We start from the raw sequence: 17964 nt of genomic DNA, 5'->3' as shown, positions 1-17964 counted from the left end.
CTAATAATCACCCATACTGGCCGTTTCTATCTGAGATCCAATTAGGAAACAAAGCCTGGTTAAGTTCGCGTGGCACTCAGCATGATTAGAATCTGTGTAACCATTTCTAACCACGTTGAGTGTATTACAGTTTCAAAAAGTTCGATAAACTTCTATTGGAATATAGTTGTCGTTAAAGTGTGTAGGTTATACGTTTCTTTTGCACTCCAATGCAACTAACCCACAACCTTAAGGATCTTCTTACCACTCATCGACAAGCTTCCTGTTGCAGCCTCTTCAATATGGTCGCTCCACCACGCCATGAGAACTTTACGACGTTCAAGGTAATCAGTGCGGTTGTATGCGCTTCTTACCTTATCCCTATCCACATGAGAAAGTGCAGCTTCAATAATGTCTGGATCAAAATTCTGTTCATTTAGAGTGGTACTGGCTAATGCGCGTAAGCCGTGAGACGTTTGCCGGCCCTTCATGCCCATTCTTACTAATGCCTTATTTGCTGTCTCTTTATTGATGTGATTTTTGTTACTTTTGTCAGCAGGGAATAGGTATTCACTATCACCCGTGATGAAATCAATGGTTTCCAATAGATCTAGAGTTTGTTTTGTTAAAGGGACAGTATGCACTCTTCCCTTTTTCATTCGTACAGCAGGAATGACCCAAAGCATCTTTTCTCTGTCAATTTCATCCCAACGTGCACCAGCAGTTTCAGCTGGCCTTGTCATGGTGTGAAGTTGCCATTCTAGCAAGCAGCGAGTGATGGGCTTAATGGATGCGTAGTTGATTGTTTTTAGGAGCTCTGGAAGCTCATCTGGGGCTAACGAAGCTTGGTTGGTTACCTTGGCGGTTTCAAAAGCTTTACCAATGCCTGCGAGCTTGTTGTGTTCAATCACACCCGTGTTCACTGCAAAAGTCATTATCTCATTGAGGTTGCGGCACAAGCGCCCTACTGTTTCTAGCTTACCTTGGTTAGCAATGGGTTTAATTGTTTTGATCGCTTGAGGGGCTGTTATATCACCAAGAGGAAACTTACCTAGGTCAGGTAAGAGGTACTTCTCAATGCGTTGCTTTAATTTCTTAGCCGTTTGCTCTTTGACGCTTGTTCTCTTCACTTCAATCCAGTCATCAAATACCGACTGTAACGTATTCGACAATTCTAACTGTTTCTCTCTAAGAGTAGTGTCACGGTGCTCTTTAGGGTCAATACCATCAGCAAGTAGTTCCCTAGCTTCAATAGCCTTGGTTCGAGCTTTAGCAAGCGATACCGATGGGTATTTACCAATACTGAGGTTTGCTCGTTTACGAGTAATTGGACGGTAATAGTTAAAGAGCCACAATTTGGAACCATTGGGCTTAATTCTCAATGCAAGACCATCACCATCGAGCAGGCTATATTCCTTTTCTTTTGGTTTCGCTTGTAAGATCTGAGTCGCTGTTAATGGGGTTGTTTTCCTAGCCATAGTAACATCACCAATCCATATTTCCTGTAGTGTTACTAACAGTGTTACTTTAAACGGTGGATTTTACAACACATCACGGGACCTCTTGGGACCAAAAGATGGCTAAGAGCCTGATAAAACAAGGAATTATAGGCACAAAAAAGCCCACACTAGGTGGGCTCTTTCGTATAATGTGGTGCCCGCTACTGGACTCGAACCAGTGACACCTTGCATGTCATGCAAGTACTCTAACCAACTGAGCTAAGCGGGCGATGTTCTAATTTCTTATTACTACCATTGTGACAAACTCAATAGTTATGCAATAAAAACTAAAGAAGGAATGGTGCGTCCGAGTGAACTCGAATCACCGACCCCCGCCATGTCAAGGCGGTACTCTAACCAACTGAGCTACGGACGCATTCCCTTAGAACGCCAACGATGATATCTATGATAAACAGATGGTGCAAGTATTAACTGGCATCTTGCGATTCGTTTGCTCACTTTGCAATCAAAGACATAACAACATGTCGATTTTACACCCAGATTATCGTCAAACCGCTGAAAAACAAAGTTTAGTTAGAAAAAATTCTAATCCTTGATGACAACCAATTAACTAACCTAATGTGTTCAATTTGGGATTTTTGTTATCTATACCGTTTTTCTTGGCCTTTACAGTAACCATACAGGTATAGATCAATGCCTATATTTAGTGTCAAAAATTTTGCTTGCCCACTGGGTTACCGTAGTATTTTGATCATTATAAGTGAAAGGCACGCAGAGGCTTTGTAACTCACTGAAATACATCATTCATAAAAATCACCACGATTTTGTAATCGTCGTCATCGAATTACTAGGCCGCAATGACTAAATTCGGATTTTTCATATAAAGTGGCCGGGTTATTACCAACATACATAAATACGATAGCACTCTATAGTCGAAAAACATCAGCTACAATTAATCTCCCTCAAGAGCAACAATCTATAAGCAATTCAAAACCCAACCCCACACATCATAGCTATTTTGAATACATACAGCACAGTAATACATAATGAAATTTGCATAATGGTAAAGCGCGCCTATATTCATAACCTGTAGGAATCAATAATCTAAATTCAATGCTATACGTGAATTTATGGTTTGCGATAAATACAAGTGTGAAAAATAGGGAATAAATTATGAAAAAATCACATATCGCCATTGCAGTGGTGAGCATACTATCGACATCTGCCGTATCGGCGGCGACCATTTATGAGACAGATGAAACAGTATTCAACATCGGCGGCCGCGCAGAAGTTCGAGGGAATTTCTCTGATGCGAATAAAAGTGCTGGTAATAGTAGCACCTATAGTGATAGATCACGTGTCCGCTTAAGTGTCGATGGCACACAAAAAGCGTCGGACGATATTTCCTTTTTTGGGAAATATGAATTCGAACTAACAGAGTCTGAAGATGGCGCATCAGATGATATCAGCATTAACACTCGATTCTTATATACGGGTGTTCAAACCAATCACGGTAACGTCTATTATGGCCACCAAAATAATGCCGTTACCTACTTAACCGATTGGACGGATATGGCTGAAACCTTCAGCGGCTATATCAATGAATACACGGTGTCGACTGCTGATCGAGCAAAAAATGTTTTACGTTATGAACTGACAAGCGACAACATCACCTTTCAAATTGATGGCAATTTCAATTCAGATAGTGAATCAGCACAAAGTGACGGCTTCGGTGCAGTTGTCGCCGGCAGCACTTCGATTGGGTTAGATATTGGCGTCGGTTATGCGTCAAGTGATGAAACCTATGGCGTTGGGACAGATACAGAAACTTCTGATGCCTATATTGGTGCGGTTAAGTATACCAACGATCAGGGGGTTTGGTTCGCCGCACTCTATCAATTTGGTAGTATTTCAGGTCTAGGCGTAAAAGATTCAGACTACGATTCTGCCGATGCTTACTTGGGATACTCGTTTGGTGTCAACACCGTCAACCTGACCTACAGCTACTTTGAAGCTGACGATATTGCAGATTACGACATTAACTTTATCGGTCTAGAATACGCACGTTATATTGGCGATGTGGCCTTCTTTGGTAGTTATAAGTTTAACATGTTAGACGAGGGCGAAGGTGGGCAAGGCGATAACGACGAAGATGAGCTACAGCTCGGTATGCGTTACGCGTTTTAGTCTAAACCAATCCACTTAATATTAGTAAAGCCGAGCATAATCAATGCTCGGCTTTTTAGTTTGTATAACTTATTCGTATCTAAGCGATTGAATGGAGTCCAACCGGATGCATTACTATCGATACCAACTATTCTTCAACATCGAATACAACGTTGTAGTTTTCGGTATAGGTGCAGTTTGGCTGGCGGCTACAAGTGAAGAAGCGTCGGCCTTTGTAATCGCCTTGGCTTGCCAGTTTGATGATCATTGGGCTACCACACTTCTTACAAAATCGCACTTCTTTTGATGGCTCGATTAAATCGATGTGTGCTGCCAGTAACCTCTTCAAACGGCTCACTTGGTAGCTGTGTTTAATAGATGCACCAATCAGAGGTAAACCTGCCGATTTACACACGTGAATTAGTAGCTTTTCGCGATCGACTTTCCCTTTATTGAGCTCTTTGCCGTTATCAAGTTCGATAATAACGCGGGGCTCTAGCGTTCGCGGGTCGCAAACAACAAAGTCGAAGTAACTACGTGAGATCTTGTTGTTGGCGATAAACCAATTCTTCTTATTGTTCGTCTTAGCAGGAACAAGTACGTTCGACATGCTGACTTTAGCAAACACTTCCCCATGGTTGCCCACAGCTGATTTTAGCGCATTATAGAATGTCGCCTGTTGCGCCGACATCAACGCGCCTTTCTTCTGATAAGCGTGGTCTTTGGAGTCATCGTGTTTCACCACATACTTTTGAATAAAGTAAAAGAACACAACCAGAACAATTACAACGATAAAGATATTAGTCATTTTCCAACACAATCAAGTCTGTATAGGGATTAAGAGAGTAGCTAGCGTATGTAGAAAAGCATCACCTGGCAAGCAAAAGAGCGAGAGTTGCCAACCAGAATCACGACCTTTGAGCGCAGTGCCCAACGAGAGGTCGCTCCTTCGCTAGACACACCTCTCTTATTTTGATAATTAAATCATCAATTACACTCTAGATTGATTTAGATCAATTTACCTAGATTTGTGATCAACTAGTCTGAAAAACGTTAGGCAAATGTTAATAAGGAAACTGATATGGAACTTAAACAAGACCCAAGATGTTATACCGACGTATGTGTAGATGGTAAATGGTTCCACTATGACCACTGCGGAACCCAAGCCTACATGTTAAAGGGAGGAGCTTCGGCTGTGATTGAACTCGCTAGCGAACCAGCGACAGAAGGCGAATTGGTTGAAATGCTTCAAGGTGTCGCTAAGTAACCCACCAAGCCAAATCACAGTATGAATTAAGCGAATAAGAGTAAATAGCCGTATTAGTTCAGATAAGCACTCTTATTCGCTTAGTTATTGAAGTTCAGGTTTCTTGATTGCAGGGGATTAACTAAGTTTAGGAACTCAAATGATAACGACTTTATTGCGCCCTGACTGCTTAGCTTGATACAAAGCATCGTCTGCCGATTTCAAGTGTTTCTTATAGGTACGGCTATTCAACTGTTGCCCCGTTAGATGAGTCGTCGCACCAATCGATGTGGTTAATTCTAATGGGCCAGAATGCGTTTCAATCGGTCGGTCAGCGATCGCTTGTCTTATCAGTTCAAGCTCTTTATTAGGATCTTGATTCCCAGCCAACAACAAAACAAACTCTTCCCCACCCCATCTTGCCACTACGTCGTTTGTTGATAAGATTTGCTCTAAACGCTGAGCGACTTCCACCAACACTTGGTCACCGATATCATGGCCATAAGTGTCATTAACTTGTTTGAAGCGGTCTAAATCTAGAATAGCGAGCGTATACCCAAACGACGACAAATGATGTGGCATCGGCTGAGTTAACCGTTGCTCTAAGTAACGCCTATTGTATAAGCCTGTCAGTTCGCATCTTGTTGATTGCTTAAGTAGTTCTTTGTTGGTCTTCTGGATCGAGCGTAACCTTATCAATAGTAACGTGGCGCTTATCATCACCATGATACCCAAAGCGACGACGATTCGATTCCGTAATTGCTGCTTATCTAATGTCAGCTCACCCAACTCTTTTTCTGCGTTAAGCAGTTCGTTTTCTTGAGCTAATGATGCCGTAGCGAAATCTTGCTCGAGTAAAAAGATATCACTCTGGCGCTTATCAAATAGCAGCGCTTTATTACCCTTGTAATAGAGCTTGAAGTAGCGAAGTGCGTTCTCGCTGTCGCCTCTTGAATCATAGTATTCAGCAAGTGTTCTTAAGCCGAGGACCTTCCAGCTGCGAGTCCCCACAACATCGAACATTGCAGACGATCGCTTTAGATCAGCAAAAACAAAATTATCTCGGTTCAAACCAATGTTCGCTAAGGCTCTATTTAGGTAACACTGCCCCAATTGAAGTGTGTATTTGTCCACGCCTGGGTATCTAAGACACAAGTTTGCGACTTGTCGTGCTGACTCAAAGTTCTTTTCCGCCAACAACACATCACTCTCTGCTTTTAATAGGATGATTTTGTATCGTTCACTCACGTTATCGCCATTTAGCTTAGCCGCACTTTGATATGCTTCTCGGCCTTTGACTAAATCACCACTGCGCAGATAAGCAAAAGACTCATTCACATGCAGCACGCCGATGGTAGACGCTTCGAGTAGTCCACTCTTGTAATAGAGCTTTTTGGCTCTTTTAATCAGCTTGAGCGCTTTAGGCCAGTCTTCCAAATAGATATAAAGCAGTGCCATATTTGACACTAACTTGCTGTTGTAGATGTGATGAGGGTACTTCTTACCAAGGTCTAAACCTTTATGGAAAAAGTATTGAGCTTCAGGAAAGTCATTGCGGATGTTATTGATGACACCAGCCGTGTTATAGGCCTTAATCAACAACTCTTCATAGTGAAGCGATTCTGCGATATCTATCGCTGCTCTGATTTGGATTTCAGATTCCGCTAGCTCACCCTTACTGATGTATTCAATCGCCAATTCAACGAGAGATTGGGCCTTTAGCCAACCCATATGTTCGTGTTGTGCGAGTGCTTTAATCTGCCTGACGTATTCGGAAACCGCTTCGGTATCCAACTTATGTTGCGCGAGGTTGGACAAAATCATCAATTCGTAAGCACGATAGATGGCTTTATCTTGGTCTGGGAACTTGGCTTGGAGAGCCTCAAGTTGTTGGGAAGCTAAATTAGGGTCACCGCGAGATACATCGAGAATATCGATCAACGCAGATCCATATTGAGAGAGTGATAACTCTTTCTCTGGACTATAAACACTCGGGTTTTCAGGGCGAATATGCTTTAAATCGTCGTCATAAGTTGGATAGAGCAAATACAGCCCCAGCACAATACTCATCAGCACCACGAAAAGGAATGAACCTAACACATTGTTTCTATTCATTTATCAGGGCCATTATTGATTGAATTCCAATTTTATTGACGTTTTTTTAAGAGCGGTCAAACATTATACCCGACAGATATACAGATTAAAATCCTGCGCACTGGTGGATCTGAATTGGGTTTTTCTCATTAATTAGAATAATCAGGCAACTTTCTTGATTTAACTCAGACAATCATCTACCTCATTGGCGTTATAGTGATTTTCCTGTTCCTACCTCCGCGGCTTCTTTTTGAACAAGCGGAAGCATAATGAGAATTAACAATGACCCAAATTAATGAACAACGTCTTGTAGAACATTTCTGCGATCTAGTGAAAATTGATAGTGAATCTCGTAACGAAAAAGCGATTGCTGAAGCTTTGGCTGAGCAACTCGGTGAACTAGGTTTTGAAGTTCACAAACTGGCGGTTCCTGAAGAAGTGTCTAATGGTTTCAACATCTACGCTCGTCTAGATGGCACTCTTCCAGGTAGCACAGTGTTCAGCTGCCACATGGACACAGTAACGCCAGGCATCGGCATTGAGCCAATCATCGAAGACGGTATCATCCGTTCAAAAGGCAACACAATTCTAGGTGGTGACGACAAGTCTGGTATCGCAGCTATCATGGAAGCGGTTCGTTGCATTAAAGCTGAAGGACAAGAGCACAAAACTATCGAGATTGCATTTACTGTATTCGAAGAAGGCGGTCTGTTCGGCTCTTTGAACTTCGATATGTCTTACATTCAATCTGAGCACGCAATCGTACTTGATACAGGCGGTCCAATTGGCACTATCGTAAACGCAGCGCCTGGCCAGCAGAAGATTGTTGCTAAAATCAAAGGTCGCCCTGCTCACGCTGGTTTAGCACCAGAAGAAGGCATCAGCGCAATTCAAGTTGCTGCAGACGCTATCACTAAGATGAACCTACTTCGTATCGATGAAGAAACGACAGCAAACGTTGGTATTGTTGAAGGTGGTCAAGCAACTAACATCGTAATGCCAGAGCTTAAAGTCGTGGCTGAAGCACGTTCTCTAAACGGCGAAAAGCTAACGGCTCAAGTTGAACATATGATCTCTACATTCCAAGAAAGTGCTAAGCAGTTCGGAGCTGAAGTAGAAATCGAATCAACTCGTGCTTACGATGCATTCGTTATTGCAGACGATCATCCGCACATTCTTTCTATCAAATCGGCGTTTGAGAAGCTTGGCGTCACAGCGAACACTAAACGCACTGGCGGCGGTAGCGATGCAAACAACTTCAACGCAAAAGGCCTGACAACAGTTAACCTTTCTACTGGTATGGCGAAAGTTCACACCACTGAAGAGTACATTGCAGTGAAAGACATGGTCGCAATCACTGAGTTTGTTGTGGCTTACGTAACGCAATAATCGAATCCATTAGTTAGGTAGTCACTTCTATCTAGCACAATGAAAAAAGCCGAGACATCATCACGATGCTCGGCTTTTTGTTGTTTAGGTGAACATAGAAGGTCGAATCTAAAACCCTCTACGCTTCCAGAATTGGCCTTCGTCTTTTGCTACTAGGTCGAATGTCTTGTCGGCGATGATGTTGCCTTTTAGCTCAACCGTCATGCGCCACTTTCCTAGCTTGTTCGAGACAGGAGCCCAGATAGTGTCACCTAAGTAGAAATCCCAGTCATTGTTACCGACATACTCCTCACCATCAAACGGTTCGAGCACTTCACCTTTGTCTGTGGTGATGTTTGGGTGATAAATGCAGTAACGGATCTTCTCACCTTTGGCTTTTTTGATATTCAGGATATAGCCAAACTCTACGTCGATTTCAGCATCAACGGTGGTGGTGAACTCTTGGATTTTTGGAAGATCTTTAGATTTTGAATCCCATGTGGAATAGATACCATAAGAAGTCATGTCGACCACAACAGAGCGCTTTGCCATTTCAATCGTTACCTTGAAGTTGTTCTATTAATTTAATTCTATTTGCCATTCAGCCACGCAAGCAGAAGAAGAACGAGGCTATTCTTGCCAGTCTTTCGCCATACGCTTAATTACTGAAGGTTCAATGTCGTGAATAGTGCCATATTGCTCTCGGCACACTTCGATAATTAATTCTGCTTTATATTTGAGTGCAAGTTGGCGGTAGGCTTTCATTTCCCAATGCTTAATAAAGGTATTTGAAACAACCACATCAAACCCTTGCTTTAAGCCGTTTTCAGCTGTGTTTTGACACCACTCATGAGCTTGTCGCAGCTGCCTAGGATCAAAATGGTACTCACCTTGCTCATTCACATAATACATATCGGCTTCGACATGCAATGCATCGTAGGTTTTTGCTTTTGTTGATTTGCCAGAACCGGGCAACCCTCGAATGAGTATTAACTTCATCTGTCACTTTACAGGCTAATTTGAAAACATGAGTTTATCGTAAATAGTAACGAGTTGCTCTGATAACTGCCTCTGCTCAGCATACGAAAACCAAGTACTTACACACGACTCAGACAATCACTGAATACAATGAGACTCCCCTCGAAGCGCGTGGATTGCTTCTGATAGAAAACACAAATAATTTACATCTATCCATTTTGCATATCGACAAGCGTATCAAACTACTATAGATTTAGATGTATAGACGTCTACATATCTAGCTTAGGGAGAAAGCTGTGCCTATTCGCATTCCAGACCAATTGCCAGCATCCGATGTTCTTCGTGAAGAAAACATCTTCGTTATGCCGTTATCAAGAGCATCGACACAGGAAATTCGTCCACTTCGAGTCTTGATCCTCAACCTAATGCCGAAGAAGATTGAAACTGAAACTCAATTTTTACGCCTACTATCGAACAGCCCATTGCAAGTGGATGTAGAGCTGCTGCGCATTGATGACCGACCAAGTAAAAACACACCGACTGAACACCTTGATAACTTCTACCGCCAATTTGAAATGGTCAAAGAAAGAAACTTTGATGGATTGATCATCACTGGTGCGCCGCTTGGCTTGGTTCAATTTGAAGATGTGATCTACTGGGATCACCTGAAAACCATCATGGAATGGGCAAACAAGCACGTTACTTCAACGCTATACGTGTGTTGGGCGGCTCAGGCTGGTTTGAAGTTATTATATGATTTGCCAAAACGCACTCGTAAAGAGAAGCTGTCTGGTGTTTATAACCACGAGATACATAACCCATACCACCCTATTTTACGTGGCTTCGACGATACATTCTTAGCTCCGCACTCTCGCTATGCGGACTTCTCTCAAGAGTACTTAGCGGAACATACTGACCTTGATGTTCTTGCAACTTCTGATGTTGCAGGCGTATACCTAGCAGCAACCAAAGATAAGCGAAACGTGTTTGTAACGGGTCACCCTGAGTACGACTCTCACACACTTCACAATGAGTACATTCGAGATTTGGGTGAAGGCATGGAGCCTGTGATACCAATCAACTACTACCCGAATAACAATCCAGACAACAAACCGGTTGCAAGCTGGCGCAGCCACGGACACTTGTTGTTCTCAAACTGGCTAAACTACTGCGTTTACCAACAAACGCCTTACGATCTGGATCATTTCAGCGAAGACAACTTTACCAAAGACGATTAAATTCTTTCTTCCGATTCACAAACACATAAACCGTGTTCAGTATGTTGTTGATAAAACGACGAATTGGACGCGGTTTTTTTATGGTGTGTGGGTCGCATTCCATAATAGATTTACCACTTCAACGGGTTTGATTTCATATGATGGCTTGGTGTTCATAAGGAGCTTCACATGCCTGCCAAGCCGTCATTCTCAAATCCGATTTCGTTATCCCACCCCCTTTCGTTATCAAATCTGGTACTACTCGCCTCGCTTTCGTTGGCCGGTTGTGTCTCTGTCACAGAAGGACCACCAAAGATTGAAAGTGACCCTATCGCGATGTCTGAATCTCGAATCGAATTAGGTTTGGGCTATATGGGACAAGGCAATATGGTGAGAGCGCGTGAAAACCTTGAGCTCGCGATTAAACACGCACCTAGCTACTACCGTGCTCGGCTTTCAATGGCGCATTACTACGAACAAGTGGGTGAAGTAGATGAAGCGAGAACCACTTACCGTAAAGCACTCAGTCTTGATTCAAGAAACGGCAATGTATTGAACAACTACGGTACCTTCTTGTGTAAACAGGGCGAATACGAGCAAGCTGATAAGTACTTTAATCGCGCTATCGATCAACCTTACTACTACTTGGTATCTGCAAGTTATGAAAATGCCGCGTTTTGCGCATTTAAGGCTGGCAATACGGACCAAGCGAAGTACTACTTTAGCAGAGCAATTGACCACGATCCAAACCGTGTGAAATCGATACTGCAGCTTTCAAAGATTGAAGTGAGTGACGCCGATTACAATGAAGCTCGACTCCGTTTATTCAAATTCCACCAGCGTTATGGCTATCAAATTCCATCACTTAAAATCTTGGTCGATCTCGAAAATAAAGCAGGCAACAGAGCTCTAGAGCAGAAATATCAGAGTAAGTTAGATGAGTTGCTTTCTGCTTAGCGTATAGGTAAAACACAAAAAACGGGCTTGTTGCGTTAACAACAAGCCCGTCCGTATTTCAGCTTAATAACTTAACTAAGTGCAGCCGCTATTTTAGCGCAATCCACTCTTGTCTTTGCTCATCGTCCATAAAGGTCCATGCGATAAAGCGACTTACCTTCTGGCCTTGTGACATCTCGACGACTTTTACTTGTTTCGCTCGCAGCTTGCCCAGTTCTGAACGAACTATATCGACGTTGTCTTTCTTAGAAATCAATGTCGTAAACCACAAAACTTGAGTAGCAAAAAGTTGACTCTCTCTTGCCATCTTCATAATGAAAGCGGCTTCACCACCTGGGCACCAAAGCTCGGCTTTTTGACCACCAAAGTTTAAGGTTGGTTTAGCTTGCTTAACTGGCTTCTTGTTCGTTTCAGGCTTGAATGACTGACCGGCTTTCTTAGCACGGTTCGCCGCTAGATTATCCAGTTTACGTTGTGACCCCTTTTCAGCCTCTTCAAGAGAGCTGTGGAATGGAGGATTACAAATAGTGACATCGTAACGTTCATTATCCTTAATCACGCCCTTAAAGATAGATTCAGAGTCAGCTTGTAGGCGAGCGCGGATCTTACCTTTTAGATTAGGGTTGCTTTCCGCTATGAAGTTCGCTGTTTTGATGGAGACTGAATCAACATCTGTCCCTGTACAACGCCACTTATACTCTGTCGCACCAATGATTGGGTAGATACAGTTTGCACCGACACCAATATCTAATGCTTTCACAGACGCGTGGTTATAGGGTTCACCTTGGCCATCGCTATTAAGGATGTCGGCCACTCTGTGAATGTAGTCTGCACGACCAGGAATTGGCGGGCACAAGTAACCAGCAGGAATATCCCAATGTTTAACGCCATAGTGATGCGCCAACAAAGCTTTGTTGAGTAGCTTAACGGCCAATGGATCAGAGAAATTAATGGTGTCTTCGCCAACCGGATTCTTGATCAGATGCTCTTTTAGCTCAGGCAAGGCTGCAACTAGTAACTCGAAGTTATAGCGGCCAGTGTGCTGGTTTCTTGGGTGTAATCCACCTTGAGGTTTTTCAGCCGAGCGTCTTTTCTGAGCTGCGTTCTTGTTAAAAGCCGTTTTATTGAAAGAACCCTTATTCGATGATCCTTTATTTGCACCCTGCTTCCCTTTACTGTCTTTTGCAAAAGGTCGCTTTGCTTTGTTATTGCCCGCGCCTTTAGGTGCGCTATTCTTGCGGCTTTTATCAGATGTGTTCTTTGTAGAAATACGCTTGTCGCTGCTTGGCTTAGCTGTACTTGGCTTAACATCAGCTTGGTTGTCTTTTGTTTTTGCTGATGAAGTGCTGTTTTTCGACAGGCTTAGCGTCGTTCTATTTTGTGATTGGCTCATTGGGCTACTTCTTTAAATCTAAATACATCATGAATAAACGGGCATCCAACTCAAGTTGATGATATTCCGGTTCCATGTGACAGCATAGTTGGTAAAAGGCTTTGTCGTGCTCTTTCTCTTTGATATGCGCCAGTTCGTGTACCACCAGCATTCTTAGCAAAGGTTCTGGTGCATTTTTAAAAACACTGGCGATACGAATTTCATTCTTTGATTTGATCTTTCCACCGTGATTCTTAGCAACGTAAGAATGCAGACCTAACGCATTATTGATTAGGTGTATCTTGCCGTCGTAAATCACTTTGCTGATCGGTGGTGTTTTTTTCATGTAGCGATTTTTTATCTCAACCGCATAGTCAAACAGGGCTTTCTCGCTTTTTATTTCATGATTCTTTGGGTAGCGAGCTTCAAACCAAGGCACCAATTTACCCGACTCTACAAGTTGAGTAACAGGATCAAGAATGTGCTTAGGATAGCCTTGAATATAGCGTAAAGAAGGATGCATGCTGAAAGACCGTACAAGTTACACCACGACAATACGTTGTGGTCTTGAAAATTGAGCCGCATAGTGTAACTGATCACACTTTTCTAATCACCTAGGATTCGTTACACTTTAGCGAGATTCACCAAGAGAATGAAAAAATGAAACGTGTTGTATTGTACGTCGCAGACAAATGCCCGCACTGTAAAGATGCCCAAAGGTATTTAGACTCTAAGAAAATTGTTTACCGCCTGACGAATGCAAAGATGCAGCGTGGTCGTAAAGAATTACAAGCGATGGGTGCTCGTTCTATCCCCGTGCTTAAGATCGGCGATCAAGTGATGGTCGGCTGGAATCAGAAGAACTTCGATAAGATGTATAACTCAAAGAACACCTAACGTGCTCTGAGCCAGTCATACTTCTATACAACAAAGCCCGAATATCCAATCTAGGATGTTCGGGCTTTGTTTATTTAAATCTTACTAAATCACACATACCGCTTAACGAAATCAATAAAGGTTCTGTCAGCTTTCGACAAATACCCTTCCTTTCTCCAGGCCAACGATAGATTCAGTTTTACAGGGTCTTTAAATGGCACGCCTACGACATCTTCCTCGTATTCTGTCACCAAGCTAAGCAACGCGGTGATGGCAAACTCTCGCTTCACGATAGAAAGAATCATTGGCAATAAATTGGTTTCGAACGCAATGGTCATATCGAGATTGTACTTCTTACAAGTCGCATCGATAAAATCGCGGTGGAAGTAGCCCGATTTAAACATGATCAGCTCTTGAGCAAAGAATTCTTCAAAGGTCATCGAAGGCTGTTGTGCTAGCGGATGCTCCTTACCGACAACGGCGACCATCTCAGAACTTAACAGATGATCCGTTTCCAAATCATCTGGAACGTTCTCATGATTAATTACGCCAATATCGAGTTCGCCGTTTAACAGCATTTCACGAATCGATGCGGTGCCAGCATCAATCAAGGTCAACTTTAGGTTTGGGTATTGGCTTTTAAATGCCATCACTACTTGGGGGAAAAAGTAACTGCCCATCATACTTGGAGCGCCTAATCGAACCTCGCCTTTTTCTAGCCCCTTTAGTTCATTCATCGCGAGCTGAGCATCATCAAACTGCTGGGCGATTCGCTTTGCATGCTCAAACAGTACTTTGCCCTCCTCCGTTAAAGTGACGGATTTATCGCCTCGACGAAATAGAATCAACTCTAGTGTCTGTTCTAGTTTTTTAATGGAGATACTCAATGCAGGCTGTGCGATATGCAGCGCTTTGGCCGCCTGGGTGAAGTTACCAAACTGAGCAACAGCCAGAAAATGTCGAAGTGGTTTTGATTCAAGCATGGCGATATATTTAATATATAGAGGTGATATTTTTAATATATTTCTTTAATCACACCTGTACTGATAACTTGTTCACAAATAGCTTACTAACTCGCGCAGGCACAACGTAAATGTTTGATAAAGGCAGTCCTCAATACAAACGTATCACTCAATCATTGGCGATTGGTTCATTTATCATTTTCTGTAACCTTTACCTCTTTCAGCCTATCTTACCGCACATGGCGGAGCACTTCCAAGTATCGGAAACTCAAATCAACTGGCTGTTTGCCGCGACAACACTTGGGCTTTCCATCAGCTTGGTGCCTTGGGCTATCGCTTCTGAAACCTTTGGCCGAAAACCCATCATTCTGTTCAGTCTGTTCGCTATTCCTTTGATTGGGCTGAGCATGGTGTTCACGACTACCTTGTTGCAACTCGTTATTGCCCGCGCATTTATGGGCATCGCTGTGGCGGCGTTTGCTGGTGTGGCGGTTGCCTATATGGTTGAGGAGTTAACACCCAAAGCCTTTGCTGTCGCGATTGGAGGTTATATTGCGGCCAACTCATTGGGTGGAATCTTCGGACGTGTATTAGGCGGCTTAATTACAGACTATTTCGATTGGCATGCAACTGTACTGTTTTTCGTTGTCGGTTCATTGCTTGGTGCACTCTTTATTGCCTATCGCCTACCTGACCAACAGAACTTCAAACCTCAAAAAGGGCTGTTCTTTCATCACAACCGCTCCGTTGTAATGCACTTAAGAAACCGTACCTTGTGGCTTGCCATGTTGATTGGTGGTGCTAACTTCGCGCTGTTTGTTAACCTGTACTCTGTAATGGGCTTTAGGCTAGTATCCGAACCTCACTCGGTACCCGTTGGTTTAGCTTCACTGATATTCCTATGTTACTTGGCCGGTACGGTAAGCTCTAAGCTCTCCAACAAATGGACACTTCGCTTTGACCCGTTAAGCGGAATATTGATGGGCGTGTGTATTAGCTTAATTGGAATGCTGGTTTCTGCGGTCGATAAAGTCCCGTTCATGTTAGCTGGCTTGTTATTGATTAGTGGCGGTGCGTTCTTTGCCCACACTCTTGCCTACTCTTGGGTGAGTCAAAAAGCACCGAGCGCTAAGGCGACAGCGACCGCGCTCTATCTGGTTCACTATTATATTGGCGGTAGTTTAGGTGGATTCTTGCTTTTATATTGCTGGCAACTGTTCGGTTGGAATGGCGTGATTGCAGGTGGTTCAATCTTCTATGTCGCGATATTTGCTTGGGTCTATCAGTTGAAACAGCTACAAGTATCGACTTCCAAACTCGCACAAGCATAACTACGACTGAGTTTGTAACTCAATTATTGCTTTTGATTAACGTCCGTTCTGATATCCTACGCAAAATTTCATTTCGGAACCTGTTATGTCGAACACTCAAAGCACAGATCTTCAAACCATCCACGACCAAGTTAAACAATGGTTAGATGATGTCGTTATTGGCCTAAACCTGTGTCCATTCGCAGCCAAGCCACAACGTAATAAACAGATTAAGATCTTTGTGAGTGAAGCGAATACGGAAGAAGCGTTATTGGAAGACATCATGACGCATTTCGTAGAGTTAGATAACACGCCTGTCGCAGAGTTGGAGACGACTTTGGTGGTTGTACCCAACATGCTGCAAGATTTCTTCGACTACAACATGTTCATTGATTGGATTGAAGCGTTGATCAAGCAAGAAGATTGGGAAGGCGTTTACCAAGTGGCAACCTTCCATCCAGACTATTGCTTTGGTGGTGCGGATCCAGAAGACGATGAAAACCTAACGAACCGTTCTCCGTACCCGGTTTACCATTTGATTCGTGAAGCGAGTATGGAAAAAGTGTTGAAGCACTACCCTAACCCTGAAGCGATTCCTGATACCAACATCGCGAGAGTTGAATCCTTAACTCCGGAAGAACGTCGTCAACTGTTCCCTTATCTGTTCAGCTAATCGTTCAGTTAATCGCTAACAAAATAGCTCATATTCCTGAGCGTTCTTGATGATATGGACGAGAAATGAACTGATCTCGTCCATTTTGTTTCGCAATATACAGGCATTCATCGGCAACTTTGATGAGCTTATCTAACGCCGACATCCTTTCCCCTTTGGTATCCCCTGTACTCAACTCAAAATGACACGCACCGATTGATATAGTGACAGGCTTTCTATCCAGTGTGATTTTCTTCATCTCTTGCAAAAGAGTCATGAACTTATCTTCAACACAACTTGGTGTTTTATTTGGGTACCAAAGAATGAACTCCTCGCCACCAAAGCGCGCCACAAACTCACCTTCTTGAGTGTTATTGCTCAGCACGTTCGCCACTTTCTTTAAGACAACATCACCCATTTGATGACCGTAAGTATCATTAACGACCTTAAAGAAATCGATGTCGACAACCGCTAAGGTTCCCTTTCCTAAAGATCCTTTTAACTGCTCCACTTCTGCGTTCAACGTTTTGAACAAGCAACGTCTATTCGGTAAGTGTGTAAGAGGGTCATAAAGAGCTTGGTACTCTAACTTCTCATTCAGCTCTTTGAGTTTTCGTTCTTGCTGTCTTCTAACCAGCTCCACTTCAATCCATGATGCCATTAGTCTCATCACGTCGACATCGAACTCTTTGAACTCGCGATGATAGGGGGCTGGGCTTGAAAAGTTTAAAGTGCCATAAAGCTCATCATTAACGAAAATCGGGATGCCAATATAAGACTCTAAACCAAAAGACTGGTAAGCGGGATGCGTCGCATACTTATCGTGTTTGCCACAATGCTCAATGCAGATAGGACCAATCGATTTACAGGTAATTTCGCAATAGGTTGAACGATAATCGAAGGTGTCACCGCTATTGAGTTCAACCCCTTCTGGCGTAACACAGTGCTCGACTAAATAAGAATTACCCTCGACTTTAGATAAAATACCGATATCAAGGTTGAAGCGTTCAAGCCCCATGATAAGCAGCTGAGCGATCTGAATATCGAAGCCCTTCCGGTAATCATTGGTGATTTGATACAAGCGACGTATAACAATTTCGCTTTCACTGGCTTGGTTCATAACTGGGATCCCACTGCAGCCGAAGTTAATGGCAACATTAATATTTGGTATATTAAGAAGAGTAAAGTGTAAAAAAACATAATAATCAATTGGTTTGTATGCAAAATACCTCATTGGTCCAATGAATAAAAGTCGACTTCTTCGACTTTGCGTTAGCACCCTATTCCTAGCTTTGGTAAAATAATCCATTAACGAAACAGAATGGAT

17 protein-coding genes and 2 tRNA genes are annotated in these 17964 nt (G+C 43.0%); 8 read left to right on the top strand and 11 right to left on the bottom strand.

The window, feature by feature from the left end:
- Positions 1 to 215 precede the first annotated feature (215 nt).
- The 3 genes from AB6D93_RS02750 to AB6D93_RS02740 form a co-directional block, all read right to left on the bottom strand.
- Complete coding sequence (locus AB6D93_RS02750) at positions 216 to 1457, bottom strand: integrase domain-containing protein (RefSeq protein ID WP_372049988.1); 1242 nt, start codon at positions 1455 to 1457, stop codon at positions 216 to 218.
- 173 nt (positions 1458 to 1630) lie between these two features.
- Positions 1631 to 1707 (bottom strand) — tRNA-Val (locus AB6D93_RS02745).
- A gap of 70 nt (positions 1708 to 1777) precedes the next feature.
- Positions 1778 to 1854 (bottom strand) — tRNA-Val (locus AB6D93_RS02740).
- 758 nt (positions 1855 to 2612) lie between these two features.
- Here AB6D93_RS02740 and AB6D93_RS02735 point away from each other — a divergent pair.
- A complete protein-coding gene (locus AB6D93_RS02735) occupies positions 2613 to 3626 on the top strand; it encodes a porin (RefSeq protein WP_102333271.1) in 1014 nt (337 codons plus the stop codon).
- Between the two features lie 127 nt (positions 3627 to 3753).
- On the opposite strand, the gene AB6D93_RS02730 is transcribed toward AB6D93_RS02735, so the two are convergent.
- Positions 3754 to 4413: a DUF2726 domain-containing protein gene (locus AB6D93_RS02730; RefSeq protein WP_102333270.1), complete on the bottom strand. Its 660-nt coding sequence runs from the start codon at positions 4411 to 4413 to the stop codon at positions 3754 to 3756.
- A 273-nt stretch (positions 4414 to 4686) separates the two neighbouring features.
- Here AB6D93_RS02730 and AB6D93_RS02725 point away from each other — a divergent pair, with 273 nt between their 5' ends.
- Entirely contained in the window at positions 4687 to 4872 is a 186-nt protein-coding gene (locus tag AB6D93_RS02725) for a hypothetical protein (RefSeq protein ID WP_017059179.1), read from the top strand.
- Between the two features lie 135 nt (positions 4873 to 5007).
- Here the strand turns inward: AB6D93_RS02725 and AB6D93_RS02720 are convergent, their stop codons facing one another.
- Positions 5008 to 6966, bottom strand: a complete 1959-nt coding sequence (locus AB6D93_RS02720) for a GGDEF domain-containing protein (protein WP_102333269.1) — start codon at positions 6964 to 6966, stop codon at positions 5008 to 5010.
- 261 nt (positions 6967 to 7227) lie between these two features.
- Here AB6D93_RS02720 and AB6D93_RS02715 point away from each other — a divergent pair, with 261 nt between their 5' ends.
- Entirely contained in the window at positions 7228 to 8334 is a 1107-nt protein-coding gene (locus AB6D93_RS02715) for a M20/M25/M40 family metallo-hydrolase (protein WP_017059177.1), read from the top strand.
- Between the two features lie 108 nt (positions 8335 to 8442).
- Here the strand turns inward: AB6D93_RS02715 and AB6D93_RS02710 are convergent, their stop codons facing one another.
- Complete coding sequence (locus AB6D93_RS02710) at positions 8443 to 8865, bottom strand: DUF3859 domain-containing protein (RefSeq protein WP_019824122.1); 423 nt, start codon at positions 8863 to 8865, stop codon at positions 8443 to 8445.
- Between the two features lie 78 nt (positions 8866 to 8943).
- A complete protein-coding gene (locus tag AB6D93_RS02705; protein ID WP_102333268.1) occupies positions 8944 to 9312 on the bottom strand; it encodes an ATP-binding protein in 369 nt (122 codons plus the stop codon).
- Positions 9313 to 9587: 275 nt separating this feature from the next.
- Between AB6D93_RS02705 and metA the strand changes: the two genes are divergently transcribed.
- Entirely contained in the window at positions 9588 to 10529 is a 942-nt protein-coding gene (gene metA / locus AB6D93_RS02700; RefSeq protein WP_017066439.1) for a homoserine O-succinyltransferase, read from the top strand.
- A gap of 168 nt (positions 10530 to 10697) precedes the next feature.
- Positions 10698 to 11465, top strand: coding sequence for a type IV pilus biogenesis/stability protein PilW (pilW, locus tag AB6D93_RS02695; protein ID WP_017066438.1), 768 nt, complete (start codon positions 10698 to 10700; stop codon positions 11463 to 11465).
- 88 nt (positions 11466 to 11553) lie between these two features.
- On the opposite strand, the gene rlmF is transcribed toward pilW, so the two are convergent.
- Together rlmF and AB6D93_RS02685 are read right to left on the bottom strand one after the other, a co-directional pair.
- Positions 11554 to 12858: a 23S rRNA (adenine(1618)-N(6))-methyltransferase RlmF gene (gene rlmF, locus AB6D93_RS02690; protein WP_102333267.1), complete on the bottom strand. Its 1305-nt coding sequence runs from the start codon at positions 12856 to 12858 to the stop codon at positions 11554 to 11556.
- A gap of 4 nt (positions 12859 to 12862) precedes the next feature.
- Positions 12863 to 13360, bottom strand: a complete 498-nt coding sequence (locus AB6D93_RS02685; protein WP_102333266.1) for a YgjP-like metallopeptidase domain-containing protein — start codon at positions 13358 to 13360, stop codon at positions 12863 to 12865.
- 137 nt (positions 13361 to 13497) lie between these two features.
- Here AB6D93_RS02685 and AB6D93_RS02680 point away from each other — a divergent pair, with 137 nt between their 5' ends.
- Positions 13498 to 13734: a glutaredoxin family protein gene (locus AB6D93_RS02680; protein ID WP_016786183.1), complete on the top strand. Its 237-nt coding sequence runs from the start codon at positions 13498 to 13500 to the stop codon at positions 13732 to 13734.
- Between the two features lie 89 nt (positions 13735 to 13823).
- Here AB6D93_RS02680 and AB6D93_RS02675 read toward each other — a convergent pair whose 3' ends face one another.
- Positions 13824 to 14696 carry a LysR family transcriptional regulator gene (locus tag AB6D93_RS02675; protein ID WP_102333265.1) on the bottom strand — a complete coding sequence of 291 codons (873 nt, stop codon included), beginning with the start codon at positions 14694 to 14696 and terminating at the stop codon, positions 13824 to 13826.
- Positions 14697 to 14806: 110 nt separating this feature from the next.
- Between AB6D93_RS02675 and AB6D93_RS02670 the strand changes: the two genes are divergently transcribed.
- The gene (locus AB6D93_RS02670; RefSeq protein WP_102333264.1) at positions 14807 to 16006 is read left to right on the top strand and encodes an MFS transporter; all 1200 of its coding nucleotides are present in this window, start codon (positions 14807 to 14809) and stop codon (positions 16004 to 16006) included.
- A gap of 85 nt (positions 16007 to 16091) precedes the next feature.
- Positions 16092 to 16658 carry a DUF1415 domain-containing protein gene (locus AB6D93_RS02665; protein WP_009846920.1) on the top strand — a complete coding sequence of 189 codons (567 nt, stop codon included), beginning with the start codon at positions 16092 to 16094 and terminating at the stop codon, positions 16656 to 16658.
- Positions 16659 to 16686: 28 nt separating this feature from the next.
- On the opposite strand, the gene AB6D93_RS02660 is transcribed toward AB6D93_RS02665, so the two are convergent.
- Positions 16687 to 17757, bottom strand: coding sequence for a diguanylate cyclase domain-containing protein (locus AB6D93_RS02660; protein ID WP_102333263.1), 1071 nt, complete (start codon positions 17755 to 17757; stop codon positions 16687 to 16689).
- Positions 17758 to 17964 lie beyond the last annotated feature (207 nt).

It is taken from the genome of Vibrio sp. 10N.247.310.23, from assembly GCF_041467155.1.
In the GTDB taxonomy this organism is placed as follows: Bacteria; Pseudomonadota; Gammaproteobacteria; order Enterobacterales; family Vibrionaceae; genus Vibrio; species Vibrio crassostreae_C.
Note: the sequence above shows the minus strand (reverse complement) of the source record. Positions and strands in the feature narration are given on the sequence as shown.

Excerpts from the sequence above, each read along its gene's own strand:
- AB6D93_RS02750 (WP_372049988.1), bottom strand. The coding sequence starts at position 1,457 with ATGGCTAGGAAAACAACCCCATTAACAGCGACTCAGATCTTACAAGCG.
- AB6D93_RS02735 (WP_102333271.1), top strand. The coding sequence starts at position 2,613 with ATGAAAAAATCACATATCGCCATTGCAGTGGTGAGCATACTATCGACA.
- AB6D93_RS02730 (WP_102333270.1), bottom strand. The coding sequence starts at position 4,413 with ATGACTAATATCTTTATCGTTGTAATTGTTCTGGTTGTGTTCTTTTAC.
- AB6D93_RS02725 (WP_017059179.1), top strand. The coding sequence starts at position 4,687 with ATGGAACTTAAACAAGACCCAAGATGTTATACCGACGTATGTGTAGAT.
- AB6D93_RS02720 (WP_102333269.1), bottom strand. The coding sequence starts at position 6,966 with ATGAATAGAAACAATGTGTTAGGTTCATTCCTTTTCGTGGTGCTGATG.
- AB6D93_RS02715 (WP_017059177.1), top strand. The coding sequence starts at position 7,228 with ATGACCCAAATTAATGAACAACGTCTTGTAGAACATTTCTGCGATCTA.
- AB6D93_RS02710 (WP_019824122.1), bottom strand. The coding sequence starts at position 8,865 with ATGGCAAAGCGCTCTGTTGTGGTCGACATGACTTCTTATGGTATCTAT.
- AB6D93_RS02705 (WP_102333268.1), bottom strand. The coding sequence starts at position 9,312 with ATGAAGTTAATACTCATTCGAGGGTTGCCCGGTTCTGGCAAATCAACA.
- pilW (WP_017066438.1), top strand. The coding sequence starts at position 10,698 with ATGCCTGCCAAGCCGTCATTCTCAAATCCGATTTCGTTATCCCACCCC.
- rlmF (WP_102333267.1), bottom strand. The coding sequence starts at position 12,858 with ATGAGCCAATCACAAAATAGAACGACGCTAAGCCTGTCGAAAAACAGC.
- AB6D93_RS02685 (WP_102333266.1), bottom strand. The coding sequence starts at position 13,360 with ATGCATCCTTCTTTACGCTATATTCAAGGCTATCCTAAGCACATTCTT.
- AB6D93_RS02680 (WP_016786183.1), top strand. The coding sequence starts at position 13,498 with ATGAAACGTGTTGTATTGTACGTCGCAGACAAATGCCCGCACTGTAAA.
- AB6D93_RS02675 (WP_102333265.1), bottom strand. The coding sequence starts at position 14,696 with ATGCTTGAATCAAAACCACTTCGACATTTTCTGGCTGTTGCTCAGTTT.
- AB6D93_RS02670 (WP_102333264.1), top strand. The coding sequence starts at position 14,807 with ATGTTTGATAAAGGCAGTCCTCAATACAAACGTATCACTCAATCATTG.
- AB6D93_RS02665 (WP_009846920.1), top strand. The coding sequence starts at position 16,092 with ATGTCGAACACTCAAAGCACAGATCTTCAAACCATCCACGACCAAGTT.
- AB6D93_RS02660 (WP_102333263.1), bottom strand. The coding sequence starts at position 17,757 with ATGAACCAAGCCAGTGAAAGCGAAATTGTTATACGTCGCTTGTATCAA.